Source organism: Pseudomonas idahonensis (genome assembly GCF_037903935.1).
Classification (GTDB): Bacteria; Pseudomonadota; Gammaproteobacteria; order Pseudomonadales; family Pseudomonadaceae; genus Aquipseudomonas; species Aquipseudomonas danubii.
The window spans coordinates 1,603,936-1,621,079 of sequence record NZ_CP149586.1 but is presented as its reverse complement, the minus strand read 5'-3'; the positions used below and the strand labels follow the sequence as shown (position 1 = coordinate 1,621,079).

Sequence of the window (17,144 nt, the reverse complement as noted above, 5' to 3'; positions counted from 1 at the left end):
AGGACTTATGGAAAGCATAATAAACCGGTCTTGGACGCTATAGCCGAACACTTCCATCCTTGCCCCATCAGCGACGCAAGGAGACTCCCATGCAGAACATCATCGACGGCTTCCTCAAGTTCCAGCACGAGGCCTTTGTGCAACGCAGCGAGCTGTTCAGGCAGCTGGCCAACAAGCAGAGCCCCGGCACCCTGTTCGTCACCTGCTCCGACAGTCGGGTCGTTCCCGAGCTGCTGACCCAGCAGGAGCCCGGCGACCTGTTCGTGATTCGCAACGCCGGCAACATCGTCCCCAGCTACGGCCCGGAACCCGGTGGCGTGTCGGCCACCGTGGAATACGCGGTAGCGGTGCTGGGGGTGAGTGACATCGTCATCTGCGGCCATTCCGACTGCGGCGCAATGACCGCCATCTCCACCTGCAAATGCCTCGATCACCTGCCCGCCGTGGCCAACTGGCTGCGCCACGCCGAGTCGGCCAAGGTGATCAACGCCGCCCGCCAGCATGCCTCCCCCGCCGAGCACCTGGACGCCCTGGTGCGTGACAACGTGATCGCCCAGTTGGCGAACCTCAAGACTCATCCTTCGGTGGCCCTGGCCCTGGAACAGGGCCGGCTGAACCTGCATGGCTGGGTGTATGACATCGAGCGCGGCGCCATCGCCGCCCTCGACGGCAACAGCCAGCGCTTTGTCTCCCTGACCGAACACCCGCAGACCTGCGCCCTGGCCCGCCACGGGTCAACCGCTGCCTGAGCAACCCCTTTCATCCCCCCAAGAGGAACAGACCCATGCTGCAATCTCAATTCGCCCAAGCTCCACGCCTGGCCCTGGCCGACACCATCATCGACGCCAAGGCGCGCAAGAACCTGTCGTGGCAGGACCTTGCCGACGGTACCGGGCTGAGCCTGGCCTTCGTCACCGCCGCCCTGCTGGGCCAGCATGCCCTGCCCGCTGCTGCTGCCGATCGGGTATGCGAAAAACTCGGCCTGGACCAGGACGCCAGCCGCCTGCTGCAGAGCATTCCCCTGCGGGGCAGCATCGCCGGCGGCATCCCCACCGACCCGACCGTCTACCGCTTCTATGAAATGCTCCAGGTCTACGGCTCGACCCTCAAGGCCCTGGTGCACGAGCAGTTCGGCGACGGCATCATCAGCGCCATCAACTTCAAGCTGGACATCAAGAAAGTCGAGGACCCGGAAGGCGGTTCACGCGCGGTGATCACCCTGGATGGCAAGTACCTGCCAACCAAACCGTTCTGATCCACCATGCCTAGTAGCCGCCGCTGCAGGCGGCGCCGAGTCGCAACGAGGCACCGGGCCTTACCGATAAACCGCGGCGCCCGGTTTGCCCCGTCCTGCGCACCGAATCGCAGCCTATGACAGCGGTTACAGGTCCGCAGTGATATTTAGTTTTTAAATAACACTGCGGACTTTCTGATTTGCCCCGACTGTCCCCCTCGCCGCCTAATCAGCCCCTGTTCCTTGAAGGTCTGGTTATGGAAAACGTTCGTGCAAGTTCCCGTCCCGCGCTCTGGCTGATGGTCAGCGTGGTCCTGGTGGCCCTCAACCTGCGGCCGTCGATGGCCGCCGTCGGCCCTCTGCTGTCGGGCATCCGTGGCGATGTCCCCCTGAGTTTCAGCCTAGCGTCGCTGCTGACTATGTTGCCGGTCATGGCCATGGGCCTGGCGATGTTCTTCGGCATGGCCATCAGTCAGCGCCTGGGCGAACACCGCACGGTGGTCCTGTCCTTGCTGATCATCGGGCTGGCCACGGTCTCGCGGTTGTTCATGGACTCGGCGGCGGAGCTGATTCTCAGCGCCGTGCTGGCCGGTGTCGGCATCGCCCTGATCCAGGCGCTGATGCCGGCCCTGATCAAGTCGCGTTTTGCCGATAACGTCTCGCTGTTCATGGGCCTGTATGTCACCTCGATCATGGGCGGCGCGGCCATCGCGGCGTCCTTCGCCCCACTGGTGATGAACCACAGCGGCAGCTGGCGCCTGGCCCTGGCGATCTGGGCCGGCCTGGCCCTGCTGGCCCTGGGGTTCTGGTCCGCCCAGCGCCGTTCACTGCCTAGCCTGCCGGCCGCCGGCGGCGGGCGTGAGTCCTTCAGCGGCAATCGCCGGGCCTGGCTGCTGGCGGTGTTCTTCGGTCTTGGCACCGCGTCCTACACCTGCGTGCTGGCGTGGCTGGCGCCCTACTACGTGGAGAACGGCTGGAGCGAACAGAACGCCGGCCTGCTGCTGGGCTTTCTCACCGCCATGGAAGTGATTTCCGGGCTGGTCACCCCGGCCATCGCCAACCGCAGCCAGGATCGGCGCCGAGTGCTGGTGGCCCTGCTGGTGCTGATCATCGCCGGCTTTTGCGGCCTGATCCTCAGCCCGCAATACCTGAGCCTGCTCTGGCCGTGCCTGCTGGGCCTGGGCATTGGCGGACTGTTTCCCATGAGCCTGATCGTGTCCCTGGACCACTTGCCCGACCCGCGCCGGGCCGGCGGCCTGACCGCCTTCGTGCAGGGCATCGGCTACCTGATCGCCGGCCTGTCACCGCTGCTGGCGGGGATGATCCGCGACCAGTTGGGCAGTTTCGAATGGGCCTGGTGGTCACTGACGGCAGTGATGGGGGTGATGATCCTCATGGTGCTGCGCTTCGACCCTCGGCATTACGCCCGGCACATCCGCTGAGCATCGGCCCGGGAGGCCTGCATGAACCCTGTGAGTTTCACCCAAGCCAACCTCGGCATGCTGCTCTGGGCAGCGCTGATCGCCGCCTCGTTCTTCGCGGCCGCCCAGGTCAGCCAGGCCATCGATCCGGTGCTGCTGACCGCCCTGCGCCTGTTGTTCTCGGCACTGATGTTCGTGCCCTTGCTGTGGTTCAAGGGCGCTGCGGCGCCGACCCGGGCCGGATTGGGCGCCCACGCGGTACTGGGCCTGCTGCTGGCGCTGTACTTTGGCTCGCTGTTCGAAGCCCTGCGCTACACCTCGGCGGTCAACACCGGCACCCTGTTCACCCTGGTGCCGCTGCTGACCCTGGCGTTCGAAGGCTGGCTGTTGCCCGGCGGCAGCCAGCAACGCCGCCTGCTGCCGATGCTGGTGGCCGGCGCCGGGGCCTTGCTGTTGGTGCTCAAGGGGGGCGCGCCGGGGCAGTTGCCCTCCCTTTATGCCATGGCGGTCTATGCCCTGGGCTGCCTGGCCATGGCGGCCTATTCGCCCCTCAGCCAGCGCTTCAAGGCTCGCAGCCTGCAAGGCCGCAGCCCGGCCGCCATGACGTTCTGGAACATGCTCTTCGGGGCGCTGTTCCTGTTTGCCGCCAGCCTGGTCAGCGGCGGCTGGCGCAGCGCCGCCCTGCTCGGCAGCAACGACCTGCTGTGGCTGCTGTACCTGGCCCTGTTCGCAACCCTGGCGACCTTCTGGTTGTTGCACCGGGCCATAGGCGTCATCGCCCCGTCCACGGTGATTTCCTACATCTACCTGAGCACCCTGTTCCTCACCCTGTTCCACTGGTTGTGGCTGGGCCAGCGTCCGCTCCTGGGAGAAGGGCTCGGTGCTCTGCTGGTGGCCCTGGGCATGTTCGGTCTGGTGCGCGGCAGCCGTCCCGGGGCAGCCATGGCCTGAAATGACCCTGAGACAGGGGACATTATTCTGCGAGAAACTGCGCAGGTCGTGTTATCGGAATTTAATGTCCGGATGCTGTCCGCGAATCCCCACCCCGGGCATTTGATTAGGACGATCGTTCCGCTAGCATCGACCCGGTTTGTGCGCCACCGGCGCCAGGTGCTCAGCGGGATAGAACAGATGCTCATCAGCAACGTGCTCAGAAAACTCGACATGCAGGACCTGATGGTCTTTATCGCGGTGTACGAGCAAAGCAGTGTCACCGGGGTATCGGAAACCCTGTGCGTCAGTCAGTCGACTGTCAGCTACTGCCTGAAGAAACTGCGCAATGGCTTCGAGGACGAGCTGTTCATCAATACCCGCACCGGCATGCGCCCGACCTACAAGGCCACCAGCATGTACAGCCACGTGCTGAAGATCCTGGAAAGCATCAATCTGTGCCACAGCGGCGTACCGGCCTTCGATCCGACCCGCCAGGCCGTGACCTTCAACCTCTGCGCCCCTGAATACTTCGAACTGCTGATCCTGCCGCGCCTGCTCAAGGGGTTCGACTACGCCGACCTGCCGGTGACGGTCAATGTGCAGAAGCTTGAGAGCGACATTCCTGCCGAGGAGCTGCGTGACGGCAGCATTGACCTGGTGATCTGCTTTGGTCCGAACTTCCATCGCAGCCATGCCGACTTCAAGTCGCAGATGCTGCTGGAGGACGATCTGGTGTGCGTCTTCGACAAGCGCGCCACACCGCCCAGGGAGCCGCGTTTCAGCCTGCAATCGTTCATCGAACGGCGCCACGTTTTTCCTACGCCCTGGACGTCGGACAGCAACATGGTGGATGGCTGGCTGGCCCGCCAGGCGCACAAGCGGCAGATCGTCGCCCGCTCCAACAGCTACAGCGCAGCGCTGAAAATGATCACCGGCACCGACTTCATCCTGACCCTGCCCCGACGCATCCAGGCCTTGCTGGCCAACGAAGCGGTGTTCAACCATTGCGAGGCCCCCAGCGGCCTGCCGGGGTTCACCCTGGACATGCAATGGAACCAGAACACCGATCAGGACAGCGCGCAGACCTGGTTCCGCGAACAGGTGGTCAAGGTCTGCGCCGAACCGGGCCTGCTTTAGGCCCTGCCCCCATCAGAGACCGACAGCCGCCTTGCTGTAGGACGCGCGGTCGATGTCGATAATCTCCACGCACAACTGCACCGCCAGCTCAGCCGGCCAGGGCGCCAGGTCCTGCAGCAGGGCCAGCAGGCTGTCGGACAATTGCTTCTTGATCTCCGGCGAGCGGCCGCTGAGCAGGGCCAACTTGACGTGGACAAAGGCCCGCTCACCCAGGCCGGTACCCACCCGGAACGACTCGACCTTCACTGCCCGGCTCTTGATATCGAACTCATCGGCAAACTGCCCGGAGGCCACCAGCCCGTGATTGAGCCGCAGCAGCGCCTTGTCGACGTCCAGCTGGGGCAGGTTGGCGGTGTATTCCATATGCAGGTGCGGCATGGCAGAACTCCTGGTCTGTCAGGGGAAAAGGCGCTCCATACTACACAAGGCCCGACCTCGCGCTTGCATTATCCGCAGGCCTCATTGCCCCGCCGTCGCTGCCCGCTCGCGCAGGGCCAGGGTTTCCCAGGCGGCCACGAGCACCATCACCAAGGTGGTCAGGCTGCCCAGGGCCAGAGCGGAAAACAGCTGATTCCAGGCGGCCGGCAACAACAGCAGCAGGACCACGAGCCCGGCCAGGTGCGACAGCGGCGGTAACGGCCGATCGTTCATCACCCACTTGAACAGGGCGCAGCCCAGGAGGAACAGCCAGGGACCACCGACTATCACCAGCACCCCGGCCGGGCGGGCGTGTTCCGGGTGCATCAGCACCAGCTCATCGGCCACGGCACTGACAATGATCCCGGCCACGATCAGCAGGTGCAGATAGGTGTAGGCGATGCGCGCCTGACGCCCCGGGTCGTCGGAATGAGCGATACGGTGGTGGGCACGCTCGGCGCCACTGTCGAAATACACCCACCACATGGCGATGCTGCCCAGCACCGCCACCACGAACCCCAGCAGCCCCTGGGCGCTGGTGGTCAGCTCGGCGAAGGTGGCACCGGTCACCAGCAGCGATTCTCCCAGGGCGATGATCACGAACAGGCCGCAGCGCTCGGCCATGTGATTGCCTTCCACATTCCAGTCGGCCAGGGTCGAACGCCCCAGCCCCGGCACCCAGAAATACAGCGACGGCGACAGTACTTCGATGGCCAGGGCCAGCCCCCACAAGGCCAGCCGCTGCGGGCCCTCCAGCAGGCCGCCGGTGATCCAGAAAACCCCCGAGAACATCAGCCACAATAGGATGCGCTGGAAGTTGCGAGTCATGTTCACCGGCTCGCCGCGCACCGCCCACAGGGCATAGGCGGTGCGGCCCACCTGCATGAACACATAGGCGCCGGCAAACAGCAGGCCGCGCTCACCGAAGGCCTGAGGAATCGACGACGACAGCAGCAACCCCGCCACCATCAGCACGAACAGCCCGAGGCGGGTCGGCAAGGTTTCCGGGTCCAGCCAGTTGGTGATCCACGACGTGAAGATCCACACCCACCACACCGCCACCATCAGCAACGCGACCTGCAGCGCCCCGCCCAGGGACAGATGGGCCAGCAGGGAATGGGACAACTGGGTCACAGCGAACACGAACACCAGGTCGAAGAACAGCTCGACCATGCCAACCTTGCCGCTGTCGTGGCTGCCACGCCCACGCAACAGGGAACGGGAACGACTCATGGGCACACTCCACCGATCAATGTTTCAACTGACGATCCACACAGCAAAGCAGCCGCCTGTGCCTATGCCAAGCTGGCGGCCTCCGTTCACTGCGCCGCTGTAGCCGCTGCCGCAGGCTGCGACCCAGTCCGCAGGACGGGCAAGGCCGCCCATGCGATCCGCCAGGCAGACCGCATGGGCCGGTTTCGGGCCCGCTGCGCGGTCCATCGCAGCCTGCGGCAGCGGCTACAAAGCACGATTAGCTCGCGAGGGGCGCCCGCTCGCTCATGAAGGCTTCCAGCCGTGAACGCAGCCAGCGCTCGGCGGGGTCGGTGTCCACATGGCTGAGCCAGACCATGGACAGGTCCAGGGTTGGGGTCTTGAACGGAAACGGCTCGCAGTACAGCTGCCCCGAGGCGGCCATGGCCGCGGCGGCATAGTCCGGCAGGCTGGCAATCAGCTTGGTCCCGGCCAGCAGGGCCGGCAAAGAACTGTACTGCGGCACCGACAGCACGACCTGACGGGTGCGGCCGATCTCCGCCAGCCACTCATCGGCGAAGCCGGCGACATTGGCGGTATGGGATACCAGCACATGGGGCCGCGCGCAGTATTCGTCGAGGGTCAACGGCGTATCGCTGGCATCGGCCCGCAGCACGCTGGGCTGGATATGCCGCAGCAACTTGCGCTTGGCATTGGCCGGCAGGCCCCGGGTCTGGCTGATGCCGACGGTGATGTCGCCGGAGGCCAGCAAGTCGGGAATCCGCCAGTAGTCCACGTGCTGCACCACGACCACCACCTGCGGTGCTTCCTGGCGCAGGGCTCGCAGCAAAGGCGGCAGCAGGCCGAACTCGACGTCGTCGGACAGGCCGATACGGAAGGTCATGGTGCTGCTGGCAGGATCGAAATCGTGGGTCAGGCTCAGGGCCGAGGACAGCGCGTCAAGGGCCGGCGACAGGTGCTGGATAAGCTGCTCGGCACGCGCCGTGGGCTCCATGCGATGGCCGACGCGGATGAACAGCGGATCGTTGAACATCGCCCGCAAACGGTTGAGGGCGGAGCTGATGGTGGGCTGGCCGAGAAACAGCTTCTCCGCTACCCGGGTGACATTGCGTTCCAGCATCAACGCCTCGAACACCACCATCAGGTTGATGTCGGCCTTGCGCAGTTCATTGCGATTCATCGGTGCTCCCCCGGTCCCCAGACGGAGGTCAGTGTAGAAAGGCCTGTGGGCCGGCGTCCAGGTAAACACCCGAGGCCTGCGGCCGGTGCTTCAGTCGAAGGTGAAGTTGAACTGGGCGCTGCTGTTGGCTGCCCCCTCGGTGATGGGCCCCGTGCGAATGTACTGGGCGCGAAAGCTGAAGCTGGCGCTATCGCTGCCCAACAGGCGCTCCATGGCGTATTGAGTGCCATTGCAATGAATGCGCGGAATCTGCTCATTGAACATGACGATGCCGACGCCCTTGGCGACGGACCGCCCCTGATCCTGAGCCGATTGAGTCAGCCCCAGGACCCCTGTCGGGTCGCAGCGCGAGGCGGGTTCGGCGCTGAACGCGACCTTCGGCAGGCTGTTGAACGAGCAGTCGTTGACCTCAAGCCTGGCCACGGCCGAGGGCGGCGAAGTCGAGCCCAGCGTGGGAAAGTCATGGGCCGAGGGACTGCCCAGACGCAGCGTAACGTTGCGGGTGACCACCTGGCACTTGGCGGCGAACTTGACGCCTTCGGCGCCCAGCAGATCCTGTTCGCTGAGCAACAGTTGTTTCGAACACCGATCCCGGTTGTCCTGCTGCGGCAGCTCCAGCAAGTGTTGCCCTACCGTCGCCACCCCCTTGTCCAGATCCAGCGCGTACAGCGCCACCTGGGCACCGCTCAAGCTGTTGACCACCAGTGCGCCCTTGGGCAACTCATCGGCGGGCCGAGTCAGGATCAGCGAATACACGTAGGCCGTGACTACCTTTTTCAACGCGCCACTTAAATGCTCCACGCTGTACTTTTCCAGTACCCGGGGATAGAAATTGCCCGTGAGGACATGAGGGTCCGAGCCGGACGGATAGGCCGTCACCTTGAGGCTGATGCCATCGATATTGGTCGGAATGATGCCGTCGGGAAATCTCACCCCCGGCAAATGCGCAGCGGCCACCAATTCATGCATCTCCTGGGATTCCGCCTCCTCGGTGGTGTATTCGATGATCGGGTTCACGTGACGCTGCTGCAATACGGACCCCACCGGCGTGCTGCGGGTCAATGGCGTGATCTCGACCCAGTCCCGGGCAGTGCCGCCATAGCTACTGAATACGCAATTTGTGGCCTGGCCCTCCGAAACGGCATACGCCGGCAGGCTCCCTAGCTGGCAAGACAGCATCAGGATGATCGCGCCAATCAACAGTCCGGGCCGCCGCCCATCGGTGAGAAGCCTGAGCCATGGGTCACTCATCGGTCATTGCCTCTTTTTCCATGCCGGCTCCTGGCGCGCTAAAGCGCCCCAGGAGCCCGCCAATCGATAATGGATAGGTTGCGGTGCCCGGCGTGCCAGGGACAGTCCCTGGCAGCCGGGCCGAGGTTTTACGGACGAGACTTACTCCGTCAGGCTGGCAAACCGCGTCAGGCTGTCGGGAACGCGGACCGACGAGTAGGTACCTTGGTTGATGCCGACCTGATCACCGGAGGTCTGGAAGTAGTGCCAGACGGTATCGACCTTGACGGTGGATTTCGAGCCTTGGATCTGCCCCTCGTTCACGCCCACCAGGCCACCCAGGGTGGCACGCCAGCCGCCACTGACCTTGCTACGGGATTCGGAGTTGACGATCCGCGACTGGTTGTCGCCGACCAGGCCACCCACCTTGCTGTGCCAGGTTCCATGGACGTCGCCCGTCGCCACTGCACGCTCGATGATGTGGTTGGTGTAGTTGGTGTTAGTACCCACCAGTCCCCCCACCGAGCTGTAGGTATCGCCAAATACCTTGCCATGGGCCTCAACCGAGATCAGGTCGCCATCGTTGTAGCCCACCAGGCCGCCAATATTACTGCTGGCATAGCCCTCCACCGCGCCAAGTGCTTTGGCATCGTAGATGAGCCCACCGGTGTTGCTGCCGACCAGGCCGCCGACGTTGGCCTTCAATCCGCCTTTGACCTGTCCCTTGGCCTCGATGTAACCGCGGATCGTGCTGTCATCGCTCTTTCCTACCAGCCCCCCCAGATTCATGCCAGCGCGGTCAATGACATTCCCGGAGGCCTGGACGTTGCTCAGCACGCTTTGGTTCTGCTGCGAGCCGACCAACCCGCCGGCCGCCTCAGTGCCCACCCCATAGACATTGCCGCTGGCACTGGAACCGCTGATGGTGCCAGACCGGTTGACCCCGACCAGGCCGCCAATATGGCTACCCAGCGAGCCATGCACGCTCGCCGAAGAACTGGAGCCGGTAATGGTGCCGTTCTGGTTATTACCCACCAACCCGCCCAGATACAGCCCCTTGTAGAGCGGGTTGTAAGTACCGACGGAGCCCTTGCTCGACGAATTGACAATCACCGCGCCATTGTTGACCCCCACCAGCCCACCGGCGGCGCCCATGATCTGTCTCTTCATATGGGTAGTGATATCGACATGACTGGAACTGCCGCTGATGATGCCGGCCTTGACAAGACCGAAGCGGTTTTCCCCGGCCACGCCGCCGATGGCCGCGGTATGGGCGCCGCCGTACAGCGAACCCGATACCGAAGAGTCCTTGATCGAACCGCCGTAGTTGACCCCCACCAGGCCACCCAGCTTGTTGCGCTGGTTGCTCTCGGCGTTGACCTGCATATCACGGGCACTGACCCGAGCGATGCTGCCGCTGTTACGCCCCACCAGGCCGCCGATTTCACTGAAACCGTTCCTGCTGTTTTGCCCGTTGACGGTGATCGAGGCCAGCTTCAGATCGCTGATGGTGCCGGAGGACTGACCGAACAATCCGGCGTACAGGCCCGAACTGTCGATGGTGAAGTCACTGATGGTATTGCCCAGGCCATTGAGCGAGCCGGTGAACAGCTGATCGCCGCCAATGGAGTTGATGGTCCCTGATCCCTTGATCTGATTGCCCAGGACATAGTGGTCATCGAGCTTGTTGCCGATGGCCTGCAACTGCTGGCTGTTCTGGATCACTTTGTGCTGCTTGCCATTGGCGTCAAACCCGGCGTCGTCTCCGGACAAGGTCACCAGGCCCTGGTTGCCCACGACCAGTTGCTCGCCGTAATTCACCCCCAGGCTATTGTTGGCGCCAGTGAGGCTCACGTGATTGTCGAGGTGGACCGACTTGGCGGCGTTCAGTTCCAGGCGCGAGTTGGTCCCCGTGGCATTGATCCGTTGATTGACCTTGACGTCCTTGGCGGAGGTCAGGGTCAGTTGGTTGCCGCTTTTCCACGCCACCGCAGCGTCCACCGCCACATCGCCATTGCGGCTGCGCAGATGAACGTTGGTGTTGTTCAGGTTCTGGGAGAGGGTGCTGTCGACCAGGGTCGGGCTGCCAGTCACGCCCGTCGCCCCCACCTTGACCTCGTTGGACTCGATGACCCAGGTGCCGGTGCGATCGTTCCTAGAGCGGGTATCGACCTCGGCATTGAGCTCGACTCGGGTGACCGCGCCCGATGTCTGTACCGTACCGCCGTCGCCGTAGGTGGCTTCGGCCTTGGCCGTCAATTTCCCCCCCACATTGACCACGCCACGCTCGCCGCCGTCCAGAACAATGCGCCCGCCCTTGTTGGACAGGGTATTGGCCTCGATCACGCCCTGGTTGTTGACCACCGCCTGAGTCAGCGCATTGGCGCTCTTGGCCAGCATCAGCACCTGACCGCCATCGGCCTTGAGCAACGACGTGTTCTGCGCCAACGCATCCGCGGCGGCACCGTTAATCTGCAAGCTGATCAGATTGTCGTTACCCAGGCTCAGGGTGAAGTCGTTACCAGCCGCCAGTGCCACGGCTCCTCCATTGGCAACGATTTCGCCGTTGTTGCGCACCCGCGCGCCCAGCAGCGCCACGTAGCCGCCGTCGGCGGCAGTGATCTTGCCGTCGTTGATCACTTCCACCGCCGATTTTCCGGTGAACTGATAGCGACCGTTGTCGAAATCATCGTCACTGATGCCACGGGTCGAGGCCACCAGGCCGCCCACGTTGACCTGCGCACCCTGGCCGATCAGCACCCCGTTGGGGTTGATCAGAAACACCTGGCCGTTGGCGTTCAGCGCGCCCTGAATGTTGCTGGCCTTGAAGCCGGTCACCCGGTTCAGGGCGATGGAGTCGCGTCCCGGCTGGTTGAAGGTCACCGACTGATCGGCGGCGATGTTGAACTCGGTCCAGTTGGTGATCAGCTTGTCGGTCTTTTGATTGATCACCAGGTTATTGCCGTTGACGTCGTAATTGGCACTGCCGGACACCAGCGTGCCTCCTTCGGGCAACGCCATCGCCGGCGTCAGCCCGCCCATAGAGAGCAACCCGGCCGCCATCACCAACACCCCCTTGCGCCCGGAACTGCGGCGCTGGCGCCGCGCGCCCTCGCACGTCACGCTCCAGCGACCCAGGGCGCGGTTCCATACCAATGCATAAATCTTGTTCACAATGACTCCTTATTGACGTTTAAACGCTCTGCTGTTTTTCGCAGAACGGCACTACTTCCAAAGCACACGCAGGCCTTCAGAAAAACTGTGTCGCGCTGACCCAGATCCGAGGGGTGCGCTCGGGACCGTCCCCGGCCTTCTGGTTATCCAGGGGCCAGGCACTGGTCAGGTTGAGTTGCCGCCGGTCGCCGCTCCAGCGTGCCCCCAGCCCTGCCGCTTGCAGGCGCTGGGTATTGATTTCGCGGGTCCAGGGCAGGCGGTTGACCTGCACATAGCCCTTGTCGGCAAACAGGCTGAGCTGCCAGCCGGGTGCCAGGGCGTAGCTCAGCTCCAGGCCGGCCTGCCAGCCCTGGTCGCCAATACCGGCGCTCAGGGGATAGGCGCGCACGCCGTAGGGGCCGCCCAGCCCCATCTTTTCCGAGCTGTCGAGGTTGGCCGAGGTCCACTGGGCATTGACTTGGGCATGGAGCTGGAAACGGTTGCCCAGGCGCTGCAGCCGCGCGACCTGCAGGTTGGTCTTGGCGAAGCCGCCACCAGTGGCGGCGCTATAGCGATCCAGGCGCTGCTCGAAGGCGTCATCGAAGGTCAGGCGGCCGGAGCCGTAGGACAGGCTGAACTGGTTGTAGCCACCGCCGAAGAAGCGGTCCTGACGGTTGCCACCCAGGCTCAGGGTCCACAACTCGATGTGCTTGCGCTTGCTCAGCTCGAACAAGTCGATGTCGTCGCGCAGTTGCTTGTTCTCGTACTGCAGTTGCGCACTCAGGTCGAAGGTCCGCCCCCGCAGGATCGGCTGAGCGAGGAACAGGCTCTGGACACTGGCCTGGCCATTCATCTGCAGCTTCTTCAAACGCTTTCTGTTGAGCTCGTAGCTCATGTGCGAGTAGCCGGCGCCGACCCGGGTCGACCAGGGCCCCACGGGCAGCTGATAAGCGCTGCGCCAGTAGCGCTGGTCGCGGTCGCTGCCCAGCAGGCGCAGGTTGAGCTGGTCCCCCAGGCCCAGGGGGTTGTTGAGGTTGAAGCTGCCCCCCAGGCGGAACTCGCCGGTGTGGTAGCCGCCGAAGTTGTCGGCATCCAGACTGCCACTGGCCCAGGGACCGGGCTGTGCCTCCACCAGCAGATCGCTGGTGCCGGGGGCCTGTCCCGCACGCAACGTGCCCTTGACCCGGACCCCGGGCAGATCGTTAAGCAGCAGCAGGCTGCGCTCAAGGTCCGCGCTGTTGACCGCCGCGCCATCGTCCAGTGCGGCCAGCGGCCCACGGAGCACGCCATCCCGGGCACGGGACTGGTTGCTCAGCTCGACCCGGCCATAGCGACCTTCCATGACCTCGATGCGCACCACCCCGCCATCGACTTCCTGGGCCGGCAAGAAGGCCCGGGCCAACAGGTAGCCCTGTTGCTGGTAATGGGCGGTGATGCGCTGCGCCGCGTCACGCAAACCGTCAAGGTCGAGTTCCCGCGCGCGCAGATCGTCCAGCAGCGGCTGCAGGTCCTGATCGCTGAACACTTGATTGCCCTCGATGACGAAAGCCTTGACCTGCAAGCGCACCCCAGAAGTATCCGGGGCCGGTGTCGGCCGCTCGGCCTTGGGCACCTCCAGCTGCACGTCATCGGTGGGCGGCGGCAGCGCCGGCTGGGTGGCTTCGATATCCCGAATGGCCTGCCCGGCACTGGGCACCTGGACCCGCATCTGCGCCTGCGCCAACGCGGGCAACAGCAGCGCCAGCAACATCCCCGGCCGCAGCGCCGACTGCACTCGCGCCCGCTCCGGACCTGGCCCCTTGCCTTCAGCGGCCGGCTGGCCGGCTGGCGTACCACTACAGCTGTACTTGCACACTTCCACTCAGCGTCTCCCCGCTGTCTAAAACCACTTGGTATCGAATTTCTGTCGCGCCGCCGCCCAACGGCGGCGCGGCGGACAAAGGCAGGCGCGCCGAACCGAACGGCTCGACGGTGATGCTCTGTACAGTCATGGGTTGGCGCGGATCGCCCACATCCACCCGAGCCAGGGATACGTAGTACGGCGTCGGATTGCTCACGCTGAGCGTCGCAGCGCCTCCCGCCTGCGTCGCCCCGGGCAGGCTCCAGCGCAACTGGCGCGCCGCGTCGTCGGCCCGACCCGGCAGGCCCTTGGGGCGATACAGCAGCTTCATTCGCAGGCGATAGCTCAGGCTCAGCTGGTTGCTGCTCAGAGGCCGCAGGGACGGCACTTCCAGAAAATTGAGCCAGAACACCGACTCACGATCGGCAGGCAGCGGCTCGCCGCTGTGACGCAGCGACAGGACGGCGCTCTGCTGCGGATCGAGTCGCGAAAGTGGCGGTGAAAGTACGAATGGCACGGCCAACCGGCTCGGATCGACCGAGGCATCGCCCTTGTCCAGCCAGGTCTGTAGCAGCAGCGGCGCCGTGCCGAGATTGCCGACCCGGATGCTCAAGGCCGCCAGCCCCTGGGGATAGATAAAGCGCGTGCCGACAATCGACAGATCGGCCCAGGCGCCCTGGCTGAACAGCAGCAACGCCGCCCCCAGCAGGCACACGCCACGCAACACACGAGCAAGGCAGCCCCTCAAGATGCAGGCTCCGCGGTGATGGTGCTCTGCGGCGACAGGCCGCGACACGGCAAGTCGAGCAAGAGCGAATCGTTGCCCGGCTGCGCCGCGGGCGCCGGCAATACATAGTCGATCAGGCACTGCTCGCCAGGTCCTTCGCCCCACTGCACACGAATGCGGCCCCGATCCTTCTCGCTGCGCAGCACCAGGCGACTGCCCTGCCCCACCGCCCCCAGCTCCTCGCCGCTGTCGGCGTCCAGGGCACTGGCGGCAAAGGGCAGCGGCGAGCCATCGGCCTGCCGGCTGTCGAGCAGAAACGCCCGGGCCTTGCGGGTCGGGTAGGACAGCCTGACCACGGCCCCCGCCCGGGGCGCGACATTGCGCGAACTGACCTGCAGCTCGACATCCTCATCCATGCCGCTGGGGTCCAGGTCCACGGTATTGAGCTGATAGGGCGCCAGGCTCGGCAGCACCGCATAACCTTGTCCGTCCACCTGCGTACCGGCGTAACCGACACTGGCGCCCCTGGCATGGGGGGCATGCACCAGGGCTGCGGTTTCACTCAGGGTCTGGGACAGGGTCAGGCCCCCGGAATGCAGGAGCATGCCGCCGGAGGCACCCAGCGACTGGGCCCGATAGTCACGGCCCTGGGACAGGCTCGAACTCAGGGTCACCTGCGGCAGGTAGTAACTCAGGTTGGCGTTGGTCGAGGTTTCCCGCGGCTGGGCATCATGGGACACCGAGACGCCATAGGACGCCGTGTCGTGCTCGCCCAGTGAACCGGAAATGCCGCTGGAGTAGCGGGCTCCGGAATTCTGGTCGTGACTGGCAAAGGCATTGGCCAGGGTGGAACGCCCGGCGACGCCCCCCAGGGGCAGCGACAGACTGAGGCTCCACAAGGTGTTCTCACTGCGGGTGCGACGCCCCGAGAACTGGCTCGAACCCTGGGTACGCTGGACGCTTAGGGCATAGCTGAGGCCGCGCCACTGGTGGTTGTAGCCCATGGCGTAGTTGCGGGCCTGACCGCGGCTGTTCCAGTAGTTGAGGGAGGAGCCGTTGAGGTAAAAGTTACCGCCGATGCCATCCACCCGCTGGTTGATCGTCACATCCAGCCGATCGCGGACCCGGGCGAAGTCTTCGAAGCGCGCGCCTCGGTTGACGAAGTCCTCAAGGTCGATGGCGTCCCGCAGGCTCAGGTAGCCCCGGGTGGAATAGCGATAAGCCAGCAACGAGAACTGGGTGCCGCTGTCATGCAGGTTCTTGCTGTAGGAAAGACGCAGGCTGGTGCCCTGCAGGTTGCCATTGCGCGGCACCTGGGTGCGGGACTGGGTCAGGTCGAGACCGAAACCACCGAGTTCGGTGTTCAGCGCCGCGCCGATCAGGCCGGCCATGTAGCTGCCGGTGAGCGAGGCACCGGCATAACCGGTTACCCGGTTGTCCAGCCCGCGTTGCAGGGTGCCCTGGGCCACATACTGGTGCAGGCCACGCCCTCCGGCCCTGATCACCTGACCGCCGGTCAGGCTGTAGCGGGTGACGCCGGGACGCAGATGGCGGGCCATGGTGGCAAAGGGCACGGTAAAACGCTGGGTACGGCCATCGGCCTCGGTGACCGTCACCTCCAGGTCACCACCAAAGCTGGCGGCCTGCAGGTCGGCAATCTCGAAGGGGCCTGGGGCAACGGTGGTTTCATACACCAGGTAACCACGCTGCTGCACCGTGACCTTGGCGTTGGTATTGGCCGTGCCGCGCACCACCGGGGCGAAATAGCGCTGGGTGGTGGGCAGCATGCGTTCATCGCTGAACAACTTGACCCCGCGAAACGACACCGAATCGAACAGCTCGGAATCGGTCACGCTCTCCCCCACCAGTAATTGCGAACGCCAGTCGGTCAGGTCGGTCTGGCCGTAGATGTAGCCCCGCTGATAATCGCTGCCGCTGTCGGGCGACCAGGACAAGGTGCCGCTGTGACGCAGGCGCAGGTTTCCCAGGTTCAGGCCCATGCTCAATCCGGCATAACCGTTGGTACTGCGCTGGCCACGGCTCTGGGAGCTGAACAGGTTGGTGCTGTAGTTCAGCCGGGCAGCGTTGATGCCCGAGTCCCAACTGGCCGGATCGACATAGCTGGAGGCGACTTCAGGCAGCACGAACAGCTGTGGAACCGAGAGCTCAAGCTGCTGTTCGGCCATGTTGACCCTGGTGGTGACGTGGGGGATGTAACTGGCAAGGTCCCCGCAGAACAGGCCATCGCCTTGCAGCGGATGGCTGGCAGGCGCCAGCGCAGCGTCGGCTTTGTGCAGGTCGATGCCCAATTGCGTGAGCAACTCGCGGTCGTAGCAGGGCTGGCTGCCCTGGGGGTCAGCGCTTTCGCGCAATTCGATCTCGATCAGCCCGCGCCAGGCGCCACTGACCCGCACATCCAGCAGGTACTTGCCCGGCGCCACGTAACCCGCGCGCTCGAAGCGCTGCGTGTCGATGAGGGTTCCCGGCCCCTTGAACAGCATCTGGGTATCGAAGAACACCGGGCTGCTCTGCGGCGTGTCGCCAGACACCTCCGACAGCACGGCTTGATCAGCGGTCGTCGGCTGGCCAGCCACAGGAGCCGCCAGCCCCAGCAGCCCGGCCAGCACCGACAGTGCTCGCAAGAGCCGGGCCGGACCATC

General features: G+C 64.6%; 13 protein-coding genes. 5 read left to right on the top strand and 8 right to left on the bottom strand.

Annotated elements, in window-relative coordinates:
• The first annotated feature begins 89 nt into the window (after window positions 1-89).
• The 5 genes from WIN67_RS07400 (at window position 90) to WIN67_RS07380 (ending at window position 4,725) form a co-directional block, all read left to right on the top strand.
• Entirely contained in the window at window positions 90-749 is a 660-nt protein-coding gene (locus tag WIN67_RS07400; protein WP_339070845.1) for a carbonic anhydrase, read from the top strand.
• 35 nt (window positions 750-784) lie between these two features.
• Window positions 785-1,255 carry a cyanase gene (gene cynS / locus WIN67_RS07395; protein ID WP_102878740.1) on the top strand — a complete coding sequence of 157 codons (471 nt, stop codon included), beginning with the start codon at window positions 785-787 and terminating at the stop codon, window positions 1,253-1,255.
• 236 nt (window positions 1,256-1,491) lie between these two features.
• Window positions 1,492-2,676 carry a cyanate transporter gene (locus WIN67_RS07390; RefSeq protein ID WP_110595089.1) on the top strand — a complete coding sequence of 395 codons (1,185 nt, stop codon included), beginning with the start codon at window positions 1,492-1,494 and terminating at the stop codon, window positions 2,674-2,676.
• 21 nt (window positions 2,677-2,697) lie between these two features.
• Window positions 2,698-3,606: a DMT family transporter gene (locus WIN67_RS07385; RefSeq protein WP_102878738.1), complete on the top strand. Its 909-nt coding sequence runs from the start codon at window positions 2,698-2,700 to the stop codon at window positions 3,604-3,606.
• A 180-nt stretch (window positions 3,607-3,786) separates the two neighbouring features.
• Entirely contained in the window at window positions 3,787-4,725 is a 939-nt protein-coding gene (locus tag WIN67_RS07380) for a LysR family transcriptional regulator (protein ID WP_102861732.1), read from the top strand.
• Between the two features lie 12 nt (window positions 4,726-4,737).
• Here the strand turns inward: WIN67_RS07380 and WIN67_RS07375 are convergent, their stop codons facing one another.
• From WIN67_RS07375 to WIN67_RS07340, 8 genes are all read right to left on the bottom strand, one after another.
• Entirely contained in the window at window positions 4,738-5,103 is a 366-nt protein-coding gene (locus tag WIN67_RS07375) for a 5-carboxymethyl-2-hydroxymuconate Delta-isomerase (RefSeq protein ID WP_102878737.1), read from the bottom strand.
• Window positions 5,104-5,184: 81 nt separating this feature from the next.
• Entirely contained in the window at window positions 5,185-6,375 is a 1,191-nt protein-coding gene (locus tag WIN67_RS07370; RefSeq protein WP_339070844.1) for a low temperature requirement protein A, read from the bottom strand.
• A 238-nt stretch (window positions 6,376-6,613) separates the two neighbouring features.
• A complete protein-coding gene (locus tag WIN67_RS07365; RefSeq protein WP_253083911.1) occupies window positions 6,614-7,534 on the bottom strand; it encodes a LysR substrate-binding domain-containing protein in 921 nt (306 codons plus the stop codon).
• A gap of 90 nt (window positions 7,535-7,624) precedes the next feature.
• A complete protein-coding gene (locus tag WIN67_RS07360) occupies window positions 7,625-8,785 on the bottom strand; it encodes a fimbrial protein (RefSeq protein WP_339070843.1) in 1,161 nt (386 codons plus the stop codon).
• Window positions 8,786-8,926: 141 nt separating this feature from the next.
• Window positions 8,927-11,938, bottom strand: coding sequence for a GLUG motif-containing protein (locus tag WIN67_RS07355; protein ID WP_339070842.1), 3,012 nt, complete (start codon window positions 11,936-11,938; stop codon window positions 8,927-8,929).
• Window positions 11,939-12,014: 76 nt separating this feature from the next.
• Complete coding sequence (locus tag WIN67_RS07350; RefSeq protein ID WP_339071694.1) at window positions 12,015-13,667, bottom strand: ShlB/FhaC/HecB family hemolysin secretion/activation protein; 1,653 nt, start codon at window positions 13,665-13,667, stop codon at window positions 12,015-12,017.
• Window positions 13,668-13,752: 85 nt separating this feature from the next.
• Entirely contained in the window at window positions 13,753-14,505 is a 753-nt protein-coding gene (locus tag WIN67_RS07345) for a fimbria/pilus periplasmic chaperone (protein ID WP_306398355.1), read from the bottom strand.
• Window positions 14,502-16,985, bottom strand: coding sequence for a fimbria/pilus outer membrane usher protein (locus tag WIN67_RS07340; RefSeq protein WP_422394721.1), 2,484 nt, complete (start codon window positions 16,983-16,985; stop codon window positions 14,502-14,504). The genes WIN67_RS07345 and WIN67_RS07340 overlap by 4 nt, the downstream gene beginning before the upstream one ends.
• Between the last annotated feature and the right edge of the window lie 159 nt (window positions 16,986-17,144).

What these genes read in the sequence shown, in the direction of transcription:
- WIN67_RS07370 (WP_339070844.1), bottom strand. Translation starts at nt 6,375, where the DNA reads ATGAGTCGTTCCCGTTCCCTGTTGCGTGGGCGTGGCAGCCACGACAGC.
- cynS (WP_102878740.1), top strand. Translation starts at nt 785, where the DNA reads ATGCTGCAATCTCAATTCGCCCAAGCTCCACGCCTGGCCCTGGCCGAC.
- WIN67_RS07350 (WP_339071694.1), bottom strand. Translation starts at nt 13,667, where the DNA reads ATGTTGCTGGCGCTGCTGTTGCCCGCGTTGGCGCAGGCGCAGATGCGG.
- WIN67_RS07360 (WP_339070843.1), bottom strand. Translation starts at nt 8,785, where the DNA reads ATGAGTGACCCATGGCTCAGGCTTCTCACCGATGGGCGGCGGCCCGGA.
- WIN67_RS07400 (WP_339070845.1), top strand. Translation starts at nt 90, where the DNA reads ATGCAGAACATCATCGACGGCTTCCTCAAGTTCCAGCACGAGGCCTTT.
- WIN67_RS07375 (WP_102878737.1), bottom strand. Translation starts at nt 5,103, where the DNA reads ATGCCGCACCTGCATATGGAATACACCGCCAACCTGCCCCAGCTGGAC.
- WIN67_RS07385 (WP_102878738.1), top strand. Translation starts at nt 2,698, where the DNA reads ATGAACCCTGTGAGTTTCACCCAAGCCAACCTCGGCATGCTGCTCTGG.
- WIN67_RS07365 (WP_253083911.1), bottom strand. Translation starts at nt 7,534, where the DNA reads ATGAATCGCAATGAACTGCGCAAGGCCGACATCAACCTGATGGTGGTG.
- WIN67_RS07340 (WP_422394721.1), bottom strand. Translation starts at nt 16,985, where the DNA reads ATGCTGTTCAAGGGGCCGGGAACCCTCATCGACACGCAGCGCTTCGAG.
- WIN67_RS07390 (WP_110595089.1), top strand. Translation starts at nt 1,492, where the DNA reads ATGGAAAACGTTCGTGCAAGTTCCCGTCCCGCGCTCTGGCTGATGGTC.
- WIN67_RS07380 (WP_102861732.1), top strand. Translation starts at nt 3,787, where the DNA reads ATGCTCATCAGCAACGTGCTCAGAAAACTCGACATGCAGGACCTGATG.